The organism is Enterobacter cloacae complex sp. IR5403, from assembly GCF_049238705.1.
GTDB classification, from domain to species: Bacteria; Pseudomonadota; Gammaproteobacteria; order Enterobacterales; family Enterobacteriaceae; genus Enterobacter; species Enterobacter hormaechei_C.
Window position 1 is genome coordinate 23,043 of record NZ_JBMKHP010000010.1, and the last position, 16,905, is coordinate 39,947.

General features: G+C 56.6%; 12 protein-coding genes and 3 tRNA genes. 9 read left to right on the forward strand and 6 right to left on the reverse strand.

Going from position 1 to position 16,905, the window contains the following annotated elements; translation table 11 throughout:
* Positions 1-9: 9 nt before the first annotated feature.
* Positions 10-744, reverse strand: a complete 735-nt coding sequence (locus tag ACOTW6_RS14645; protein ID WP_121479363.1) for a succinate dehydrogenase/fumarate reductase iron-sulfur subunit — start codon at positions 742-744, stop codon at positions 10-12.
* Entirely contained in the window at positions 737-2,527 is a 1,791-nt protein-coding gene (frdA, locus tag ACOTW6_RS14650; RefSeq protein WP_006810402.1) for a fumarate reductase (quinol) flavoprotein subunit, read from the reverse strand. Before frdA ends, ACOTW6_RS14645 begins: the two co-directional genes overlap by 8 nt.
* 310 nt (positions 2,528-2,837) lie before the next feature.
* Here frdA and epmA point away from each other — a divergent pair, with 310 nt between their 5' ends.
* Together epmA and yjeM are read left to right on the forward strand one after the other, a co-directional pair.
* Positions 2,838-3,815: an elongation factor P--(R)-beta-lysine ligase gene (gene epmA, locus ACOTW6_RS14655; RefSeq protein WP_047052634.1), complete on the forward strand. Its 978-nt coding sequence runs from the start codon at positions 2,838-2,840 to the stop codon at positions 3,813-3,815.
* Between the two features lie 177 nt (positions 3,816-3,992).
* Positions 3,993-5,492 carry a glutamate/gamma-aminobutyrate family transporter YjeM gene (yjeM, locus tag ACOTW6_RS14660; RefSeq protein ID WP_213789226.1) on the forward strand — a complete coding sequence of 500 codons (1,500 nt, stop codon included), beginning with the start codon at positions 3,993-3,995 and terminating at the stop codon, positions 5,490-5,492.
* A gap of 36 nt (positions 5,493-5,528) precedes the next feature.
* Here the strand turns inward: yjeM and mscM are convergent, their stop codons facing one another.
* The 3 genes from mscM to rsgA all read right to left on the reverse strand — a co-directional run bounded on the left by mscM (position 5,529) and on the right by rsgA (position 10,990).
* A complete protein-coding gene (mscM, locus tag ACOTW6_RS14665; RefSeq protein WP_047052632.1) occupies positions 5,529-8,852 on the reverse strand; it encodes a miniconductance mechanosensitive channel MscM in 3,324 nt (1,107 codons plus the stop codon).
* Between the two features lie 19 nt (positions 8,853-8,871).
* Positions 8,872-9,840, reverse strand: coding sequence for an archaetidylserine decarboxylase (asd, locus tag ACOTW6_RS14670; protein ID WP_026080660.1), 969 nt, complete (start codon positions 9,838-9,840; stop codon positions 8,872-8,874).
* Between the two features lie 97 nt (positions 9,841-9,937).
* Positions 9,938-10,990, reverse strand: coding sequence for a small ribosomal subunit biogenesis GTPase RsgA (rsgA, locus tag ACOTW6_RS14675; protein ID WP_003855964.1), 1,053 nt, complete (start codon positions 10,988-10,990; stop codon positions 9,938-9,940).
* A gap of 107 nt (positions 10,991-11,097) precedes the next feature.
* Here rsgA and orn point away from each other — a divergent pair, with 107 nt between their 5' ends.
* The 4 genes from orn (at position 11,098) to ACOTW6_RS14695 (ending at position 12,157) form a co-directional block, all read left to right on the forward strand.
* Positions 11,098-11,643, forward strand: a complete 546-nt coding sequence (orn, locus tag ACOTW6_RS14680; RefSeq protein WP_023295796.1) for an oligoribonuclease — start codon at positions 11,098-11,100, stop codon at positions 11,641-11,643.
* Between the two features lie 196 nt (positions 11,644-11,839).
* Positions 11,840-11,915: transfer RNA gene (locus ACOTW6_RS14685), tRNA-Gly, on the forward strand.
* Positions 11,916-11,960: 45 nt separating this feature from the next.
* Positions 11,961-12,036: transfer RNA gene (locus ACOTW6_RS14690), tRNA-Gly, on the forward strand.
* A 45-nt stretch (positions 12,037-12,081) separates the two neighbouring features.
* A tRNA-Gly gene (locus tag ACOTW6_RS14695) sits at positions 12,082-12,157 on the forward strand.
* Between the two features lie 270 nt (positions 12,158-12,427).
* Here ACOTW6_RS14695 and queG read toward each other — a convergent pair.
* The gene (gene queG / locus ACOTW6_RS14700; RefSeq protein WP_421766263.1) at positions 12,428-13,567 is read right to left on the reverse strand and encodes a tRNA epoxyqueuosine(34) reductase QueG; all 1,140 of its coding nucleotides are present in this window, start codon (positions 13,565-13,567) and stop codon (positions 12,428-12,430) included.
* Here queG and nnr point away from each other — a divergent pair.
* From nnr to amiB, 3 genes are read left to right on the forward strand one after another with little or no spacing between them, the layout of a single operon-like run.
* Entirely contained in the window at positions 13,566-15,089 is a 1,524-nt protein-coding gene (gene nnr, locus ACOTW6_RS14705) for a bifunctional ADP-dependent NAD(P)H-hydrate dehydratase/NAD(P)H-hydrate epimerase (protein ID WP_213789227.1), read from the forward strand. The two genes, queG and nnr, sit on opposite strands and share 2 nt — an antisense overlap.
* Positions 15,082-15,543, forward strand: coding sequence for a tRNA (adenosine(37)-N6)-threonylcarbamoyltransferase complex ATPase subunit type 1 TsaE (gene tsaE / locus ACOTW6_RS14710; protein WP_003855970.1), 462 nt, complete (start codon positions 15,082-15,084; stop codon positions 15,541-15,543). Before nnr ends, tsaE begins: the two co-directional genes overlap by 8 nt.
* Before the next feature lie 16 nt (positions 15,544-15,559).
* Positions 15,560-16,900, forward strand: a complete 1,341-nt coding sequence (gene amiB / locus ACOTW6_RS14715; protein ID WP_213789228.1) for an N-acetylmuramoyl-L-alanine amidase AmiB — start codon at positions 15,560-15,562, stop codon at positions 16,898-16,900.
* Positions 16,901-16,905: the final 5 nt, after the last annotated feature.

Below are 16,905 nucleotides of genomic sequence, written 5' to 3' on the forward strand. Positions count from 1 at the left end.
ATGCACTCCTTAGCGTGGTTTCAGGGTAGCGATAAGAAAGTCTTTCGAGCTTTCCACCTTACCCTGCTGAATGGCGGCAGCCGGGTCGACATGCTTCGGACAGACTTCGGAGCAGTAACCGACAAACGTGCAGGTCCAGACCCCGTTCTGGCTGTTCAGCTGGGCCATACGTTCTTTTTTGCCGTGGTCGCGGCTGTCTTCGTTATAGCGGTGCGCCAGGGTAATGGCGGCCGGGCCGATAAACTCAGGGTTCAGGCCAAACTGCGGACAGGCGGCGTAGCACAGGCCGCAGTTGATGCAGCCGGAGAACTGATGGTATTTCGCCATCTGCGCGGGCGTCTGGGTGTTTGGCCCCTGATCCGGCGTGCGCGGGTTGCCGATGATGTACGGCTTAATCGCTTCGAGGCTTTCGATAAAGTGGGTCATGTCGACCACCAGATCGCGCTCAATCGGGAAGTTGCCCAGCGCTTCAACCTTGATGCCTTTGGTGTAATCACGCAGGAAGGTTTTACACGCCAGGTTTGGCACCTTGTTGACCATCATGCCGCAGGAGCCGCAAATTGCCATGCGGCAGGACCAGCGGTAGCTCAGGTCTGGGGCCAGGTTATCTTTGATATAGCCGAGCGCATCCAGCAGGGAGGTTTGCTCGTCGTAAGGGACTTCATAGAAAGCGCTGTGCGGCGCGGCGTCCACTTCCGGATTGTAGCGCACCACTTCAACTTTCAGTTTTTGCATCTCAGCCATTCGCCTTCTCCTTCTTATCGGCGGCTTCTGCTTCTGCACCGTACACGCGTTTCGCCGGTGGCAGCGTGGTGATTTTCACGTCGCTGTAGTCCAGACGGGTGGTGCCATCCGCATCGCGCCAGGCGAGAGTGTGTTTAAGGAAATTGACGTCGTCACGTTCGGTGCAGCCCTCATCCAGACGCTGGTGCGCGCCGCGGGACTCTTTACGCGCCAGGGCGGAATGGGCCATACACTCTGCGACGTTCAGGCCATGGCCCAGTTCAATGGTATAAAGCAGATCGGTATTGAAGACGCTGGAAGTGTCGGTGATGCGCACGCGTTTGAAGCGTTCCTGGAGTTCCGCCAGCTTGTCGACGGTTTTCTGCATCAGCTCTGGCGTACGGTAGATCCCGCAGCCTTCTTCCATCGACAGCCCCATTTCGTCGCGGATCTTCGACCAGTTTTCATTACCTTCCTGGTTCACCAGGTCTTTCAGGCGTTTTTCGACGTCTGCAACCTGCGCATCCAGCGCCGCGCTGTTAGCTTCACCTGCCGTTGCGGCACGCTCCATCGCACGTTCGCCCGCCATGCGACCAAAGACCACCAGCTCAGCCAGCGAGTTCGAGCCCAGACGGTTTGCCCCGTGCAGACCGACGGAGGAACACTCGCCCACCGCAAACAGCCCTTTGATGCGGGTTTCACACTGCTGGTCGGTTTCGATACCACCCATGGTGTAGTGCGCGGTTGGACGCACCGGGATCGGCTCTTTCACCGGGTCGACGCCCACATACGCTTTCGCCAGCTCGCAGATAAACGGCAGACGCTCCAGCAGTTTCTTCTCGCCGAGATGACGCAGGTCGAGATGCACCACGTCGCCGCGCGGCGTTGAGATGGTGTTGCCTTTGCGCCACTCGTGCCAGAAAGCCTGAGAAACTTTGTCGCGTGGGCCGAGTTCCATGTATTTGTTTTTCGGCTCGCCAAGCGGGGTTTCCGGACCCATGCCGTAATCCTGCAAATAGCGATAGCCGTTTTTGTTGACCAGAATACCGCCTTCACCGCGGCAGCCTTCCGTCATCAGAATGCCGGAGCCCGGCAGGCCGGTTGGGTGATACTGGACGAACTCCATATCACGCAGCGGGACGCCGTGGCTGAGCGCCATGCCCATACCGTCACCGGTGACGATGCCGCCGTTGGTGTTGTAGCGGTATACGCGGCCCGCGCCGCCCGTTGCCATCACCACCGCGTTAGCGCGGATCTGGACAAGCGTGCCTTCCATCATATTCATTGCCACCAGTCCGCGCGCATGACCGTCGTCGACCAGAATGTCGAGAACGAAATGTTCGTCAAAGCGCTGGATTTGTGGGAACTGGAGGGAGGTCTGGAACAGGGTGTGCAGCATGTGGAAGCCGGTCTTATCGGCGGCAAACCAGGTGCGTTCGATCTTCATGCCACCGAAGCGGCGGACGTTGACGCTCCCGTCCGGACGGCGGCTCCACGGGCATCCCCACTGTTCCAGCTGGGTCATTTCCGTTGGGCAATGGTGCACGAAGTAATCAACGACATCCTGTTCGCAAAGCCAGTCACCTCCTGCAACCGTGTCGTGGAAATGGTATTCGAAGCTGTCATGATCCTGCGCGACGGCGGCGGATCCTCCTTCTGCGGCTACCGTGTGGCTGCGCATCGGATAGACTTTTGAAATCAATGCGATTTTAGCGTTCGGATTGGCTTGTGCCGCAGCAATTGCAGCGCGTAATCCAGCCCCGCCAGCGCCTATTACGGCAAGATCGGCTTGAAAAGTTTGCACGACATTCCTCCAGATTTTTGTTTTCCCGCAACGGGATGAACTAAAGGACGTTCACCTGCCCGAACGGGCGATTGCGGAAGCGATTCCACTGCTCCTTTATGGGTAAAACAGTATAACCGCGTAGAAGTGAGGGAAATTTGACGTGTTCGATTTTTTTGCTGTTCTGTGCGGTGATTTATCATCGTGATTAATGAATGACGTCACAGTATTTCTCTGTGCAATGAAAAGGGACTTTTACTGTGCAAAATTTGTCTCTGCCCCGGCTTACGAGTAGACTTCGTGCCCTTGTCTGAAAACGGAGAAATAACTCATGAGCGAAACGGCCACCTGGCAGCCGAGCGCATCCATTCCAAACCTGCTAAAGCGCGCAGCAATTATGGCGGAGATCCGCCGCTTCTTTGCGGATCGCGGCGTCCTGGAGGTGGAAACGCCGTGCATGAGTCAGGCGACGGTCACGGATATTCATCTGGTCCCGTTTGAAACCCGTTTTGTTGGCCCAGGCCACTCTCAGGGCATGAATCTGTATCTGATGACCAGCCCGGAATACCATATGAAGCGTCTGCTGGCGGCCGGGTGTGGTCCGGTCTATCAGCTGTGCCGTAGCTTCCGTAATGAAGAGATGGGCCGACACCATAATCCGGAATTCACCATGCTGGAGTGGTACCGCCCGCACTACGACATGTATCGTCTGATGAACGAAGTCGACGATCTGCTGCAACAGGTGCTGGATTGCGCGGAAGCTGAAACGCTCTCTTATCAGCAGGCCTTCCAGCGCCATCTGGAAATCGATCCGCTGTCGGCTGATAAAACACAGCTGCGTGAAGTGGCGGCAAAACTGGATCTGAGCAACGTGGCGGATACCGAAGAAGATCGCGACACGCTGCTGCAACTGCTGTTCACCTTTGGTGTTGAACCGCAGATTGGCAAAGATCGTCCGACGTTTGTCTATCACTTCCCGGCGAGCCAGGCCTCACTGGCGCAGATCAGCACCGAAGATCACCGCGTGGCGGAGCGTTTTGAGGTGTACTTCAAAGGCATTGAGCTGGCGAACGGTTTCCACGAGCTGACCGACGCGCGCGAACAGCAGCAGCGTTTCGAGCAGGATAACCGCAAACGCAACGCGCGCGGTCTGCCGCAGCAGCCGATTGATAACAACCTGCTGGAAGCGTTAAAGGCCGGTCTGCCGGACTGCTCCGGCGTGGCGCTGGGCGTGGATCGTCTGGTCATGCTGGCGCTGGGCGCAGAACAGCTGGGCGATGTGATTGCCTTTACGGTCGATCGCGCCTGAAAAAATGCCGGGTGGCGCTGCGCCTACCCGGCCTACTCGGTCATTTAACTCTGCCACATTAAAAACTGCTCATTTCTCTCTATACGGGTCTTTTTCTTAATTTGACTCGGATAGCCACATTGTTTGTCTGGTCATCTGCTACCATCCGCGCAGTTTAATTCCGTTTCGGATGGTTATATGCCTCACTCACTCAAAAAAATGACCCTTACCGGGCTCATCCTGATGATTTTTACGTCAGTCTTTGGCTTTGCCAACAGCCCGTCCGCGTTTTATCTGATGGGCTACAGCGCGACGCCGTTTTATATCGTTTCCGCTCTGTTCTTCTTTATCCCGTTTGCGCTGATGATGGCGGAGATGGGCTCGGCGTACCGGAAAGAAGAGGGCGGCATCTATTCGTGGATGAACAACAGCGTCGGCCCCCGTTATGCATTTATCGGTACGTTCATGTGGTTTTCATCCTACGTCGTCTGGATGGTCAGCACGGCGGCCAAGGTCTGGGTGCCGTTCTCAACGTTTCTCTTCGGTGCGGATAAAACGCAGGTCTGGTCTCTGGCGGGGCTGAGCTCCACGCAGGTGGTCGGTATTCTGGCAGTGTGCTGGATGGTGGTGGTCACCCTGGTGGCCTCGAAAGGCATCAACAAAATTGCCCGTATCACTGCCGTTGGCGGTATTTCCGTGATGTGCCTGAACCTGGTGCTGCTGCTGGTCAGCATCGCCATTCTGTGCCTGAACGGCGGGCATTTCGCCCAGGAAGTCAACTTTGTTTCATCGCCTAATCCGGGTTACCAGTCCGGGCTGGCCATGCTCTCCTTCGTGGTGTTTGCCATCTTTGCTTACGGTGGAATTGAAGCCGTGGGCGGGCTGGTCGACAAAACCGAAAATCCGGAAAAGAACTTCGCCAAAGGCATTATCTTTGCCGCCATCGTCATTTCCATTGGCTATTCACTGGCGATTTTCCTCTGGGGCGTCAGCACCAACTGGCAGCAGGTGTTAAGTAATAACACCACCAACCTCGGCAACATTACCTACGTGCTGATGAAAAGCCTGGGGGTGACGCTGGGCAACGCCATGGATCTCGCGCCGGAAACGTCGGCCACCCTGGGGATCTGGTTTGCGCGGATTACCGGTTTGTCGATGTTCCTCGCCTATACTGGCGCGTTCTTCACGCTGATCTACTCGCCGCTGAAAGCGATTATTCAGGGGACGCCAAAGGCGCTGTGGCCCGCACGTATGACGCAGCTGAACGCTGCCGGTATGCCTGCCAACGCGATGTGGATGCAGTGCCTGCTGGTGTGCGTGTTCATTCTGCTGGTGTCCTTCGGCGGTGATACCGCGTCGGCGTTCTATAACAAGCTGACCCTGATGGCGAACGTATCGATGACGCTGCCGTATCTGTTTCTGACCCTGGCGTTCCCGTTCTTCAAGGCGAAGCAGGATCTGGAGCGACCATTTGTGATCTTCAAAACCCGTGCGGCGACGCTGCTGGCGACCACTGTTGTGGTGCTGGTCGTCGCGTTCGCCAACATCTTTACCGTCATTCAGCCCGTGGTTGAGGCAAATGACTGGAACAGCACGCTGTGGATGGTTGGCGGACCGATCTTCTTCTCGCTGCTGGCAATGGGGATTTATGAGCATTACCGTCGTCGCTCGACGGCCTATGTAGCAGAAGTGGCATAAAGGATTGACCCCCTCCCGACGGGGAGGGGGAAAGGATTACAAACTTCCCGCCGGGCGCGTACGCGCCGCTGACGTCAACGTTCTTCCCGTCTTACGTCCGTCCAGCGTTTCCAGACGCATCTGGAACGGTGGGAACGGCATATCAATTCCGTGCTCGCGGAAGCCAGCCAGAATCAGCTGGTGGATCTCATGGCGCAGCGGCATACGGTGTCCCATCTCGGCGGCGTAGATACGCAGCTCGAAAATCTGGATCCCCTGCTGCAAATCAACCAGGAACACTTCCGGTGGCGGGTTGTCGATTACCAGCGAACAGCGTTCAGCAGCCGTATAGAGGATCTGCGTCACCTCTTCGCTGTTGGCATCCGACGGAGCGGGTACGGTCAGCACCACACGCGTGACGGAGTCGGACAGCGACCAGTTGATAAACTGCTCGGTGATAAACGCCTTGTTCGGGACGATGATCTCTTTACGGTCCCAGTCGCTGATGGTGGTGGCGCGGGTGTTGATCCTGGTGACGCTCCCGGTGAGATCGCGGATGGTCACCGTATCGCCAATTCGAATCGGCTTTTCAAACAGAATGATCAGACCAGAGACGAAGTTGGCAAAAATCTCCTGTAAACCAAAGCCCAGGCCTACGGTCAGGGCGGCAACCAGCCATTGCAGTTTTGACCATTCGATACCAATCATCGAGAAGCCGACCAGCCCACCAAACAGCATGATTAAATACTTGGTGATGGTGGTGATCGCATAGCCCGTGCCTGGGGTTAAATCCAGATGCTGCAACAGCGCCAGCTCCAGCAGAGCAGGGAAGTTACGTATCAGCTGCGTGGTGATGATCAGCACCAGAATCGCAATCAGCACGGCCCCTAAGGTGATGGGCTCCAGGCTTTCGACCCCCTGCACCGTGGACGTCACATCCCACAAAGAGATGTTCTCCAGGAAGCCAAACGCGGAGTGGATTTCCGACCACAGGTAGATCACCGACAGCAGGGCAACCAGCATCAGAATTGAGCGTACCAGCCGCAGGGACTGGGTACTGATCGCATCCAGATCCAGTTCGACGTCATCGGCGTCTGTGGTCCCTTCGGTGCTGTTGACATGGTTCGGCTCTTCCTCACCCCGCGCGCGCTGGGCCAGAATTTCTGCGCGACGATGTTTGGCACGGTCAAACGCCAGACGACGACGCTGGATCAGCATGCCGCGGCGGATAACATGGTAGACCACCAGCAGCAGGAACCAGATAGCCACCGACGTTTCCAGTCGGGCGAGCAGCGCCTGCGACGTGGCGAGATAACCGACCGCTGCCGCCAGCATCGCCGCCAGCGGCGCGCTGAGCAGCAGGTTCCACAGCAGACGGTTTAACATGTTATCGCCGCTGCCGGTCTTGTCGAGATAGAGCGGGATCCCGGCGCGTTTCAGGCTGAGCGTCACTACCGCTAACGCCCCGCAGATCAGCATAAAGCACAGCCGTCCCAGCGAGCCGGAGAACTCCCGGTCATTGAGATTATCGAACATGATCAACGCCATAATCAGCGGCACAATCAGCCCGATACTCATCAGGTAGTAACGCATCGCCCGCGCAACGCGATTACGCGGCCAGCCAAAGTGAGCGATGAACAGACCATTTGGCCGCGCAAACGTGGCGCAAATCATCACCACCCACAGCAGCGGAACGGTGGCGGTCACGCCATCGCCAATCGCGACGGCAAGCGGGTAGGGCCAGGCTTCACGCAGGCCGTATCCGAGCGTCATCCACAGCACCGGCAGCGGAGACGCGACCAGAATTGACCAGAACACCGTGCGCAACGTCAGCCAGAAGTGATCCTGGGTTACTTTTCCCACTCGGGCGCTGGAGCGCTCAAGGAAACGGGTGAAGTGACGACGGGAATAAATACTGAAGCCCACCAGAATCAGCGCCCCCAGCAGCGGGAAGATGGTCTCCTTGCTGGTTATCATCATTACGCTGGCGAGGCCCAGCTGGCTAAAGGTGTCCAGCGAAATGAGGCGGCGCAGATCCTGCACAATCTCAATCGGCCAGGCGAAGGTCATCGGCCGCACGTCGGACGTCCAGAAAAGGTAACGGTGCGTGGCTTCGTTGACCTCTTTCAGCGCATCCTCCAGCTGGCTATTCGAGACTTTCAGCTTGGTCAGCTCAAGGATCAGCGTATCGCCTCCCTGCAACAGGGAATTGAGCAGTTCGCGTTGGGTGCGCAGTTGCGCTTCCAGAATACGACTTTGCTCGGCGGTGAGCGGCTGTCCGTCAGCCTGACGGATCTGGCGGATTTGCGGCTGCTTGTTGAGGAGATCTTCATAATGAAGACGCTGAACGCGCAGCTGCGCCATCTCCGTATCAAGCTGCTGCGGTTTTGGCATCTCTGGCAGACGAGCCACCTGCGCGCGTAACGCTTCGCCCAACAGGTTAGACGAGCCAAGCCACTGGGACTGTTCGCGCAGCGTGTTGAGCGCCTGACGAACCTGGAGGGTTTGATTGGTGGCCTGACGCTGCTGCGAGGCCACCAAATCCATGCGCTGCGCCTGCTGATTCAGCGCGGCAGAAAGCTCGCGGTTAACCTTAAACTGGGCGACGATGCTGTCGGGCAGGTTAGCGCTGTTTTCGGCCAGTAATTCGGTGCTTTCCAGCGCACGTTCAGCTTCACGCTGACGCTGGCTGTTGAGTTGATTTCTCAGCGCCTGGAGATACGCATCCAGCTGCTGGCTCTGCTTCTGCGCCAGCTCGGAACGCATCCGCGACAGCTCCTGGCGGTTGTTAGCGGAAAGCTGCGCCAGCTCCAGTTCATCAACCAGCGCTTTTAGTCTGGCGGATTCCGCCTGTAACCCAAGATTTTGCGCCTGATTCTGCGGTGTGCTGCCTGTCTGCGTCCCGATGCGGCGTTCCACCTCATTTAACTGACGGCGGGCATCGGTTTGCTGCTGTGGAAGCTGACTGAGGGAATCGGCAATTTCACGCGCCCGTTCCTGCTCCTGCTGCGCCAGCCGGCTCTTTTCCAGAAGCTGGCTGCTGACTTGCAGGATCTCCTGATTCAGCGCCTCGGACGTCATCCCCGCGGGGACCTGGCGTGGTTCATCGCGCAGGTTGTTTAGCTGCGAGCGCAGGGTCTGAGAGAGTTTGGGGAAGTTGTCGATAACCTGCTGATACTGCTGCGCGCGCTCAAGGGAACCCTTTCGTTCCTCAAGCGCGTTCAGTGCAGACTGGAGCGACTCAACGGTCTCCGGCTGAGCGGGTTTCGCCGCTTTTGCCTGCTCCAGCTCCTGGGTTATCTGTTTGGCGTCGGGGGCTGTCGCTGCGTACGCCCCCATGCTGAGGCACCAGGCCATCAGTAATACGATAATCGGGCGCACGTCAGCGATCCTTCTGTTGTTAGCCTTCGTCTTTTTTGTCGTCAACCAGCGGGCTGGCGTCATGCTCGGCTTTGATCTCTTCTTCCGGCAACGGGGCAGGCGCAACCTCTGGCGTCACAAAGACCTCCGTCGATACTGCCAGAGGCTGGCCGAGTTTGGTCACGGACAGGCTTTCCAGCTCGTCGACCAGGTTAACTTTGCCCGGCGCGAACAGGTTGATGACCGTTGAGCCCAGCTTGAAGCGGCCCATTTCCTGACCTTTCAGCAGTGCCACAGAACCTTCTTCTTCGCCGGCAGGCCAGGTCCAGCGCTTGATCACGCCTTCGCGTGGCGGCGTAATGGTGCCCGCCCAGACGGTTTCGATGCTGCCTACAATGGTAGCACCCACCAGAATCTGCGCCATTGGGCCAAATTCAGTATCAAACAGGCAGATGACGCGCTCGTTACGGGCAAACAGGTTAGGAACGTTTTGCGCCGTCAGGTGGTTTACGGAGAACAGATCCCCCGGCACGTAGATCATCTCGCGCAGAATACCGTTACACGGCATATGCACGCGGTGGTAGTCGCGTGGGGAGAGATAGGTGGTCGCGAAAGTCCCGTTGCGGAACAGATCGGCCATTATGTAGTTACCGGCCAGCAGCGCTTCCAGGCTGTAGTTATGGCCTTTCGCCTGCAAAATTTTGTCGTCTTCAATTTTACCCAGCTGGCTGATCACGCCATCCGCTGGCATCACCAGCACGTTCGGGTCGGTATTCAGCGGGCGCACTTCGTCGCGCAGCGGACGCACAAAAAATTCGTTGAAGGTACGATAGCTTGCCGTATCCGGCTTCTGCGCTTCTTTCATGTCGACCTTGTAGTATTTCACGAACAGGTCGATGACCAGTTTGGTCAGCCAGCCCGCTCGTTTGCTCGCGCCCCAGCCCGCCAGGCGAGTGAGCCACAGTTTCGGCAGAATGTATTGAAGCGAAAGTTTAAATGAGTTTAACAAGGTAGCCTCCAGGCCATTGTTTTGTCGTTCCTGATCCGGCATTACGCTGCCGGAACCTGAAAAAAGGGGACGATTTTAGCGACGCTTAGCTTAGTTGTCAGTTATCAGAATCAGAAAAGTTTTTACGCGTTTTTACCTGGTCCATGCTTTCGAGAATACGGTGGTAATTTTCGAAACGGGTTTCCGCAATTTCTCCGTTCTCTACCGCTTCGCGGATGGCGCAGCCCGGATCGTTGTCATGTTTACAGTCGCGATATTTGCAAGCGCCTAAATAGTCATGAAATTCGACAAATCCGTTAAAGATTTGTTCCGGCTCGAGGTGCCAGAGACCAAATTCACGCACGCCCGGGGAGTCAATCACATCGCCGCCGTGCGGGAAGTGATAGAGACGTGAGGCGGTGGTGGTGTGCTGGCCCAGGCCCGAGACGTCAGACACATCGTTGGTCAGGATCTCCTGCTGAAGGCCGAGCAGGTTGTTAAGCAGGCTCGATTTACCTACGCCGGACTGCCCCGCAAAGATGCTGATGCGGTCGGTCAGCGCATCTTCTAACGGCTTCAGGCCATCTTTGGTGCGGCTGGACACCATCAACACGCGATAGCCAATGTTGCGGTAAATATCCATCTGCTCATTGACAAAGGCCATGGCCTCGTCATCCAGCAGATCGATTTTATTCAGCACGATGAGCGGCTCAACCTGTAGCGTTTCGCAGGCCACCAGATAACGGTCAATAATATTGAGTGAAAGCTCAGGCAAAATCGCCGAAACGATCACGATCTGGTTAATGTTGGCGGCAATGGGCTTCACGCCGTCGTAGAAATCTGGACGGGTCAGAACCGACGTGCGTTCATGCACGGCTTCAACGATGCCTTTAACCGTTACCCCTTCTGCCGCCTCTTTGCCTGGACGCCAGACCACGCGGTCACCGGTCACCAGGGAACGGATGGTGCGACGGATATTGCAACGGTGGATATCCCCGTCGGCGGATTCGACATCAGCGTGCATGCCGAAGCGGCTAATCACAACGCCTTCTGTCGCTTCGCCAAACAGGTTGTCGTCGTAATCGGGCTTCTCCGTAGTGGTTTTAAGACGGCGCTGGTGATTTGCATTCACGCGGCGCTGCTGCCCTTTGGAGAGTTTATTTTTACTCAATCGCGCTGGCTCCTGGTCGCCCGTAGCGGGCAAAACCTCTATGATACACTCTAATTAATACTAGTTAACCTGCTACTGCCGGTTATGCGAGAAGGGTGGAAAATAACATGAGCGCGGACGAAAACAACCTGATTTGGATCGATCTGGAGATGACCGGCCTGGATCCCGAGCGCGATCGCATTATTGAGATCGCCACACTGGTCACCGATGCCAATCTCAATATTCTGGCGGAAGGCCCAACGATTGCCGTGCACCAGTCCGATGACCAGCTTGCGTTGATGGATGAGTGGAACGTGCGTACCCATACCGGCAGCGGGCTGGTGGAACGCGTGAAGGCCAGCACCCTGGGCGACCGCGAAGCGGAGCTGGCGACGCTTGAATTTCTGAAGCAGTGGGTGCCGCCAGGAAAATCGCCTATCTGTGGCAACAGCATTGGTCAGGATCGTCGTTTCCTGTTTAAGTACATGCCGGAGCTGGAGTCCTACTTCCACTACCGCTATCTGGATGTGAGCACCCTGAAAGAGCTGGCCCGCCGCTGGAAACCGGAAATTCTCGACGGCTTTACAAAGCAGGGGACGCACCAGGCGATGGACGACATCCGGGAGTCTGTTGCGGAGCTGGCGTACTATCGCGAAAACTTTATTAAGCTCTGATTTTGCGATCCGGCGCCTTGCGTGGCCGGGTTTTTGTCGCTAAATTGTTCAGCTTGCCGATTAAATAAGCACTTGAACTGAATTTCAAAAAAATCGCTTTGAGGGGGGTTGCAGCTAAACGGATTTCTCGTATAATGCGCCTCCCGTAACGACAGAGAATTACACGTTACGACAGCAACAAAAGCAGTACAGATTTGCGGGAATAGCTCAGTTGGTAGAGCACGACCTTGCCAAGGTCGGGGTCGCGAGTTCGAGTCTCGTTTCCCGCTCCAAAATTTGAAAAGTATCGCAAGATACGCCAGCACCAGAACACCCAAGCGGGAATAGCTCAGTTGGTAGAGCACGACCTTGCCAAGGTCGGGGTCGCGAGTTCGAGTCTCGTTTCCCGCTCCAAAATTTGAAAGTATCGCAAGATACGCATAGCACCAGAACACCCAAGCGGGAATAGCTCAGTTGGTAGAGCACGACCTTGCCAAGGTCGGGGTCGCGAGTTCGAGTCTCGTTTCCCGCTCCAAATTCTTCTTCATCTCCAGATTATCCACAGCGAAGCGCTTCGTTGGGGACGTTTTCTATTATGTCTGAAATACTCTTGTGAACAGAGTTATCCACAGAAAGCGTGATAAAACCAGTCTGTACGAAATGTTAGCAGGGTGAATAATATCTGCGTAATTAACTGTAATTTATGAAGAAAATTTGATTTCAAAATGTTATTGAGATCACTTGACCTGTTTGCCAGAGCTGATGGCGCCTGAATTCTTATTTTTATTCACAGGCTGTGAATATATCACACATCCCGCGGCAGCCCTTTTTCAATCACCCTGACCAGACGCTGTTTCTTCGGTAACTGCACTTCAACCACGCCGGCATTTCGCTTCTCAATTTGCTGCGCAATCGCCCATTCTATGTGCTCATCAAGAAGTGGGTGCTCACCTCTACGGCTTTCGAGCGCCTGAAGATTTGCTTCATCCCACGGGGCATTCCCCAGCGCAACGGCCACATTACGCAGCCAGCGCAGGTGGCCGATACGACGTATGGCGGAACCTTCCGTCACCTTCAGGAACCAGGCTTCGCTCCAGGCGAACAGTTCGATCAACTGCGGGGCATGTAACGCCTTGCGCGGACTGAAGTCTTCTTCGTCCGTCAACTGTGAATAACGGTTCCACGGACAAATCAGCTGACAGTCATCACAGCCGTAGATGCGGTTGCCAATAAGCGGACGAAACTCCTCTGGAATGGCGCCTTCCAGCTCGATAGTGAGATAAGAGATACAGCGGCGCGCATCAACGGTATACGGTTCGACAATCGCGCCCGTTGGGCAGATGGTCATACAGGCCACACAGCGACCACAGCCTTCTTCCACCGGACCGTCTACCGGCAGGGGTAAATCAATCAGCAGTTCACCCAGGAAAAAGAATGAGCCCGCGTCGCGGCTTAAGATAAGTGAGTGCTTACCTGTCCAGCCGAGCCCGGCTTTTTCGGCGATCGGGCGCTCAAGAATAGGCGCAGAATCGACAAAGGGTCTAAAATTCAGCGAAACACAGTGCTGCTGAATGGTTTCCCCGAGCTTTTTTAGACGGTTGCGCAGAAGTTTATGGTAGTCACGTCCCAGCGCGTATCGGCTGACGTAACCCAGCGAAGGATTTTTTAGCGTGCGCGCAAAGGCCGCGTTAGCAGGCAGATAGTTCATGCGTACGCTAATAACGCGCAGCGTACCCGGCAACAGCTCGTGGGGGCGGGCACGCATCATACCGTGACGCGCCATCCACTCCATCTCGCCGTGGTATTGTTTATCCAGCCATGCCTGGAGCTTAGGCTCACTGGCAGAGAGGTCGGTGTCAGTAATACCGACCTTCTGGAAGCCCAGTTCAGCACCCCAATGTTTTATTTTTTGCGCTAATTCATTGAGATCGAGGGGCTGTGACATGACGGACCATACTGTGAAGAAAAACCCCGCAAGTATACCACATTCCATCTGGCATGCGGATGACCTCCGTCGGGCCGAGAAAGAGGCCGCAGATAGCCTGGGCATTACCCTTTACGAACTGATGCAGCGCGCGGGCGAGGCGGCGTTTAACGTGGCGCGCACGGCATATCCGGATGCCTCGCTCTATCTGATCCTGTGCGGACACGGCAATAACGGTGGCGATGGTTATGTGGTGGCTCGTCTTGCGGTGGCGGCGGGGCTGCGCGTCACCCTGCTGGCGCTGGAGAGCGACAAGCCGTTACCGGAAGAAGCGGGCATGGCGAGAGAGGCCTGGCTGAATGCGGGGGGCATTATTCATGCGCCTGATATTGTCTGGCCCGAGGATGTCGACGTGATTGTTGATGGGCTGCTGGGGACGGGACTGATGCGCGCGCCTCGCGATGACGTCGCCGCGCTGATTACGCGCGCTAATGCGCACCCCGCCCCGGTGGTAGCGCTGGATATTCCCTCCGGCCTGATAGCGCAAACTGGCGCGACGCCGGGCGTGTCGATTGAGGCGGCGCACACCGTGACCTTTATCGCTCTGAAGCCGGGTTTGCTTACCGGTAAAGCGCGGGATGTCGTGGGCACGTTACACCACAACGCCCTGGGGCTGGAAAACTGGCTGGCCGGACAGGATACCCACATCACCCGCTTTGATGACTCCCTGCTTGCACAGTGGCTGCCGCCGCGCCGTCCCACCTCCCATAAGGGCGACCATGGCCGACTGCTGATTATCGGCGGCGATCGCGGCACGGCAGGTGCGATTCGTATGACCGGAGAGGCCGCGTTGCGCAGCGGCGCCGGATTAATACGCGTGCTGACCCGCAGCGAAAACATTTCGCCCATTATTACCGCGCGGCCGGAGCTGATGGTCCACGAGCTTACCCCGCAGGCGATTGAAGAGGGTCTTGAGTGGGCGGACGTGGTGGTCATTGGTCCGGGCCTGGGTCAGCAGGAGTGGGGCAAACAGGCCCTGCAAAAGGCCGAGAATTTTCGTAAACCGATGCTCTGGGATGCCGACGCGCTTAACCTTCTGGCAATAAACCCGGATAAGCGTCACAATCGCATTCTGACGCCGCACCCCGGCGAAGCCGCACGGCTGCTTAACTGTAGCGTGGCAGAAATTGAAAGCGATCGCTTACTTTCAGCCCAACGTCTGGTAAAACGTTACGGAGGTGTTGCCGTTTTGAAAGGGGCGGGGACCGTTATCGCCAGCGATGATGCGATGGGCATCGTTGATGCCGGTAATGCAGGCATGGCGAGCGGCGGCATGGGCGATGTGCTCTCTGGCATCATTGGCGCATTGCTCGGACAGAAACTTCCCCTTTATGATGCAGCCTGTGCGGGCTGCGTGGCCCACGGTGCGGCGGCTGACAGGCTGGCTGCTCGTTACGGAACGCGCGGAATGCTGGCCACCGATCTTTTTTGCACGCTGCGGCGTGTTGTTAACCCGGATGTGATTGACGTAGAAAATGACTAATCGAGCGATTCCTTTACCTGATGAACAAGCCACTTTAGATCTCGGCAAGCGCGTGGCGCAGGCCTGTCAGGGGGCGACCGTCATTTATCTGTATGGTGATTTAGGCGCGGGTAAAACAACCTTCAGCCGTGGCTTTTTGCAGGCGTTAGGCCATAACGGGAACGTAAAAAGCCCGACCTATACGCTGGTAGAACCGTACACGCTTGAAAATATCATGGTGTACCACTTTGATTTATATCGTCTTGCGGATCCTGAGGAGCTGGAATTTATGGGGATCCGCGATTACTTTGCCAACGACGCCATCTGCCTGGTGGAGTGGCCGCAACAAGGTGCGGGTGTGCTGCCTGACCCGGATGTCGAAATTCACTTAGATTACCAGGCACAAGGGCGTGAGGCGCGCATCAGTGCGGTTTCCTCATCAGGCTGTTCCTTACTGGCGCGTTTAGCCGGTTGAGCGTAGGGATAACGGGATGATTAATCGCGTTAAAGGTTGGGTGCTGGCTGCCACGGTCCTGCTGTGCGCGCAGGCCGGGGCGGCCAGCCTCTCGGATATTCAGGTGTCGAATGGCGATAGCCAGGCCCGTATTACGTTCAGCTTTATGGGCGATCCTGAATATGCTTTCTCACAAATCGACAGCCGCAGCGTGGCGCTCGATATTAAACAGACCGGGGTGATCCAGGGGCTGCCGCTCCAGTTCAGCGGCAACAATCTGGTGAAAAGCATCCGTTCGGGAACGCCGAAGGATGCGCAGTCTCTGCGTCTGGTGGTCGATCTCACCGAAAAGGGCAAAACGAAGGCGGTTAAGCAGCAAAACGGCACCAATTATACGGTGGTCTTTACCATTAATGCTGATGTTCCGCCGCCGCCACCGCCTGCACCTGTTGTAGCAAAACGCGTGGAAGCGCCGGTTTATACTCCAGGGCCGTCTGAGCCAGCCCGTAATCCGTTTAAATCACAAAATGACCGACTTACCGCCGTGACCAGCAGCAACACGGTGACGCGTCCGGCGGTCAGCGCGCGGCGTACGCCGGTCAGTGGCGACAAAGTGATTATCGCCATTGACGCCGGACACGGCGGGCAAGATCCTGGCGCGATTGGCCCGGGCGGCACGCGGGAGAAAAACGTCACTATCGCCATTGCCCGTAAGCTGCGTGCGCTTCTGAATGACGATCCGATGTTTAAAGGGGTCATGACCCGCGACGGAGATTACTTTATTTCAGTGATGGGACGCTCGGATGTGGCGCGTAAGCAAAACGCCAACTTCCTGGTGTCGATTCACGCGGATGCTGCGCCGAACCGTAACGCCACCGGCGCGTCGGTATGGGTGCTGTCGAACCGTCGCGCCAACAGTGAAATGGCGAACTGGCTTGAAGAGCACGAGAAGCAGTCTGAACTGTTAGGCGGGGCAGGCGATGTGCTGGCAAACAGCCAGGCCGATCCGTATCTCAGCCAGGCGGTGCTGGATTTACAGTTCGGTCATTCTCAGCGCGTCGGGTATGATGTCGCCACTAACGTACTGAGCCAGCTGCAAAGCATTGGATCGCTGCATAAGCGTCGCCCTGAGCATGCAAGCCTCGGTGTCCTGCGTTCGCCGGATATTCCGTCGATTCTGGTGGAGACGGGCTTTATCAGTAACCATGGTGAAGAGCGTTTACTGGGAAGCGACAGCTATCAGCAGCAAATTGCCGAAGCGATTTATAACGGCCTGCGTAAATACTTTGACGCGCATCCGCTTCAGTCTGCGCCGCAGGGCGGGGCCGCCCAGACGGCAAGCGCCGCGCTGCCGGGTGAGATGACCGCGACTAATTAAGGAGA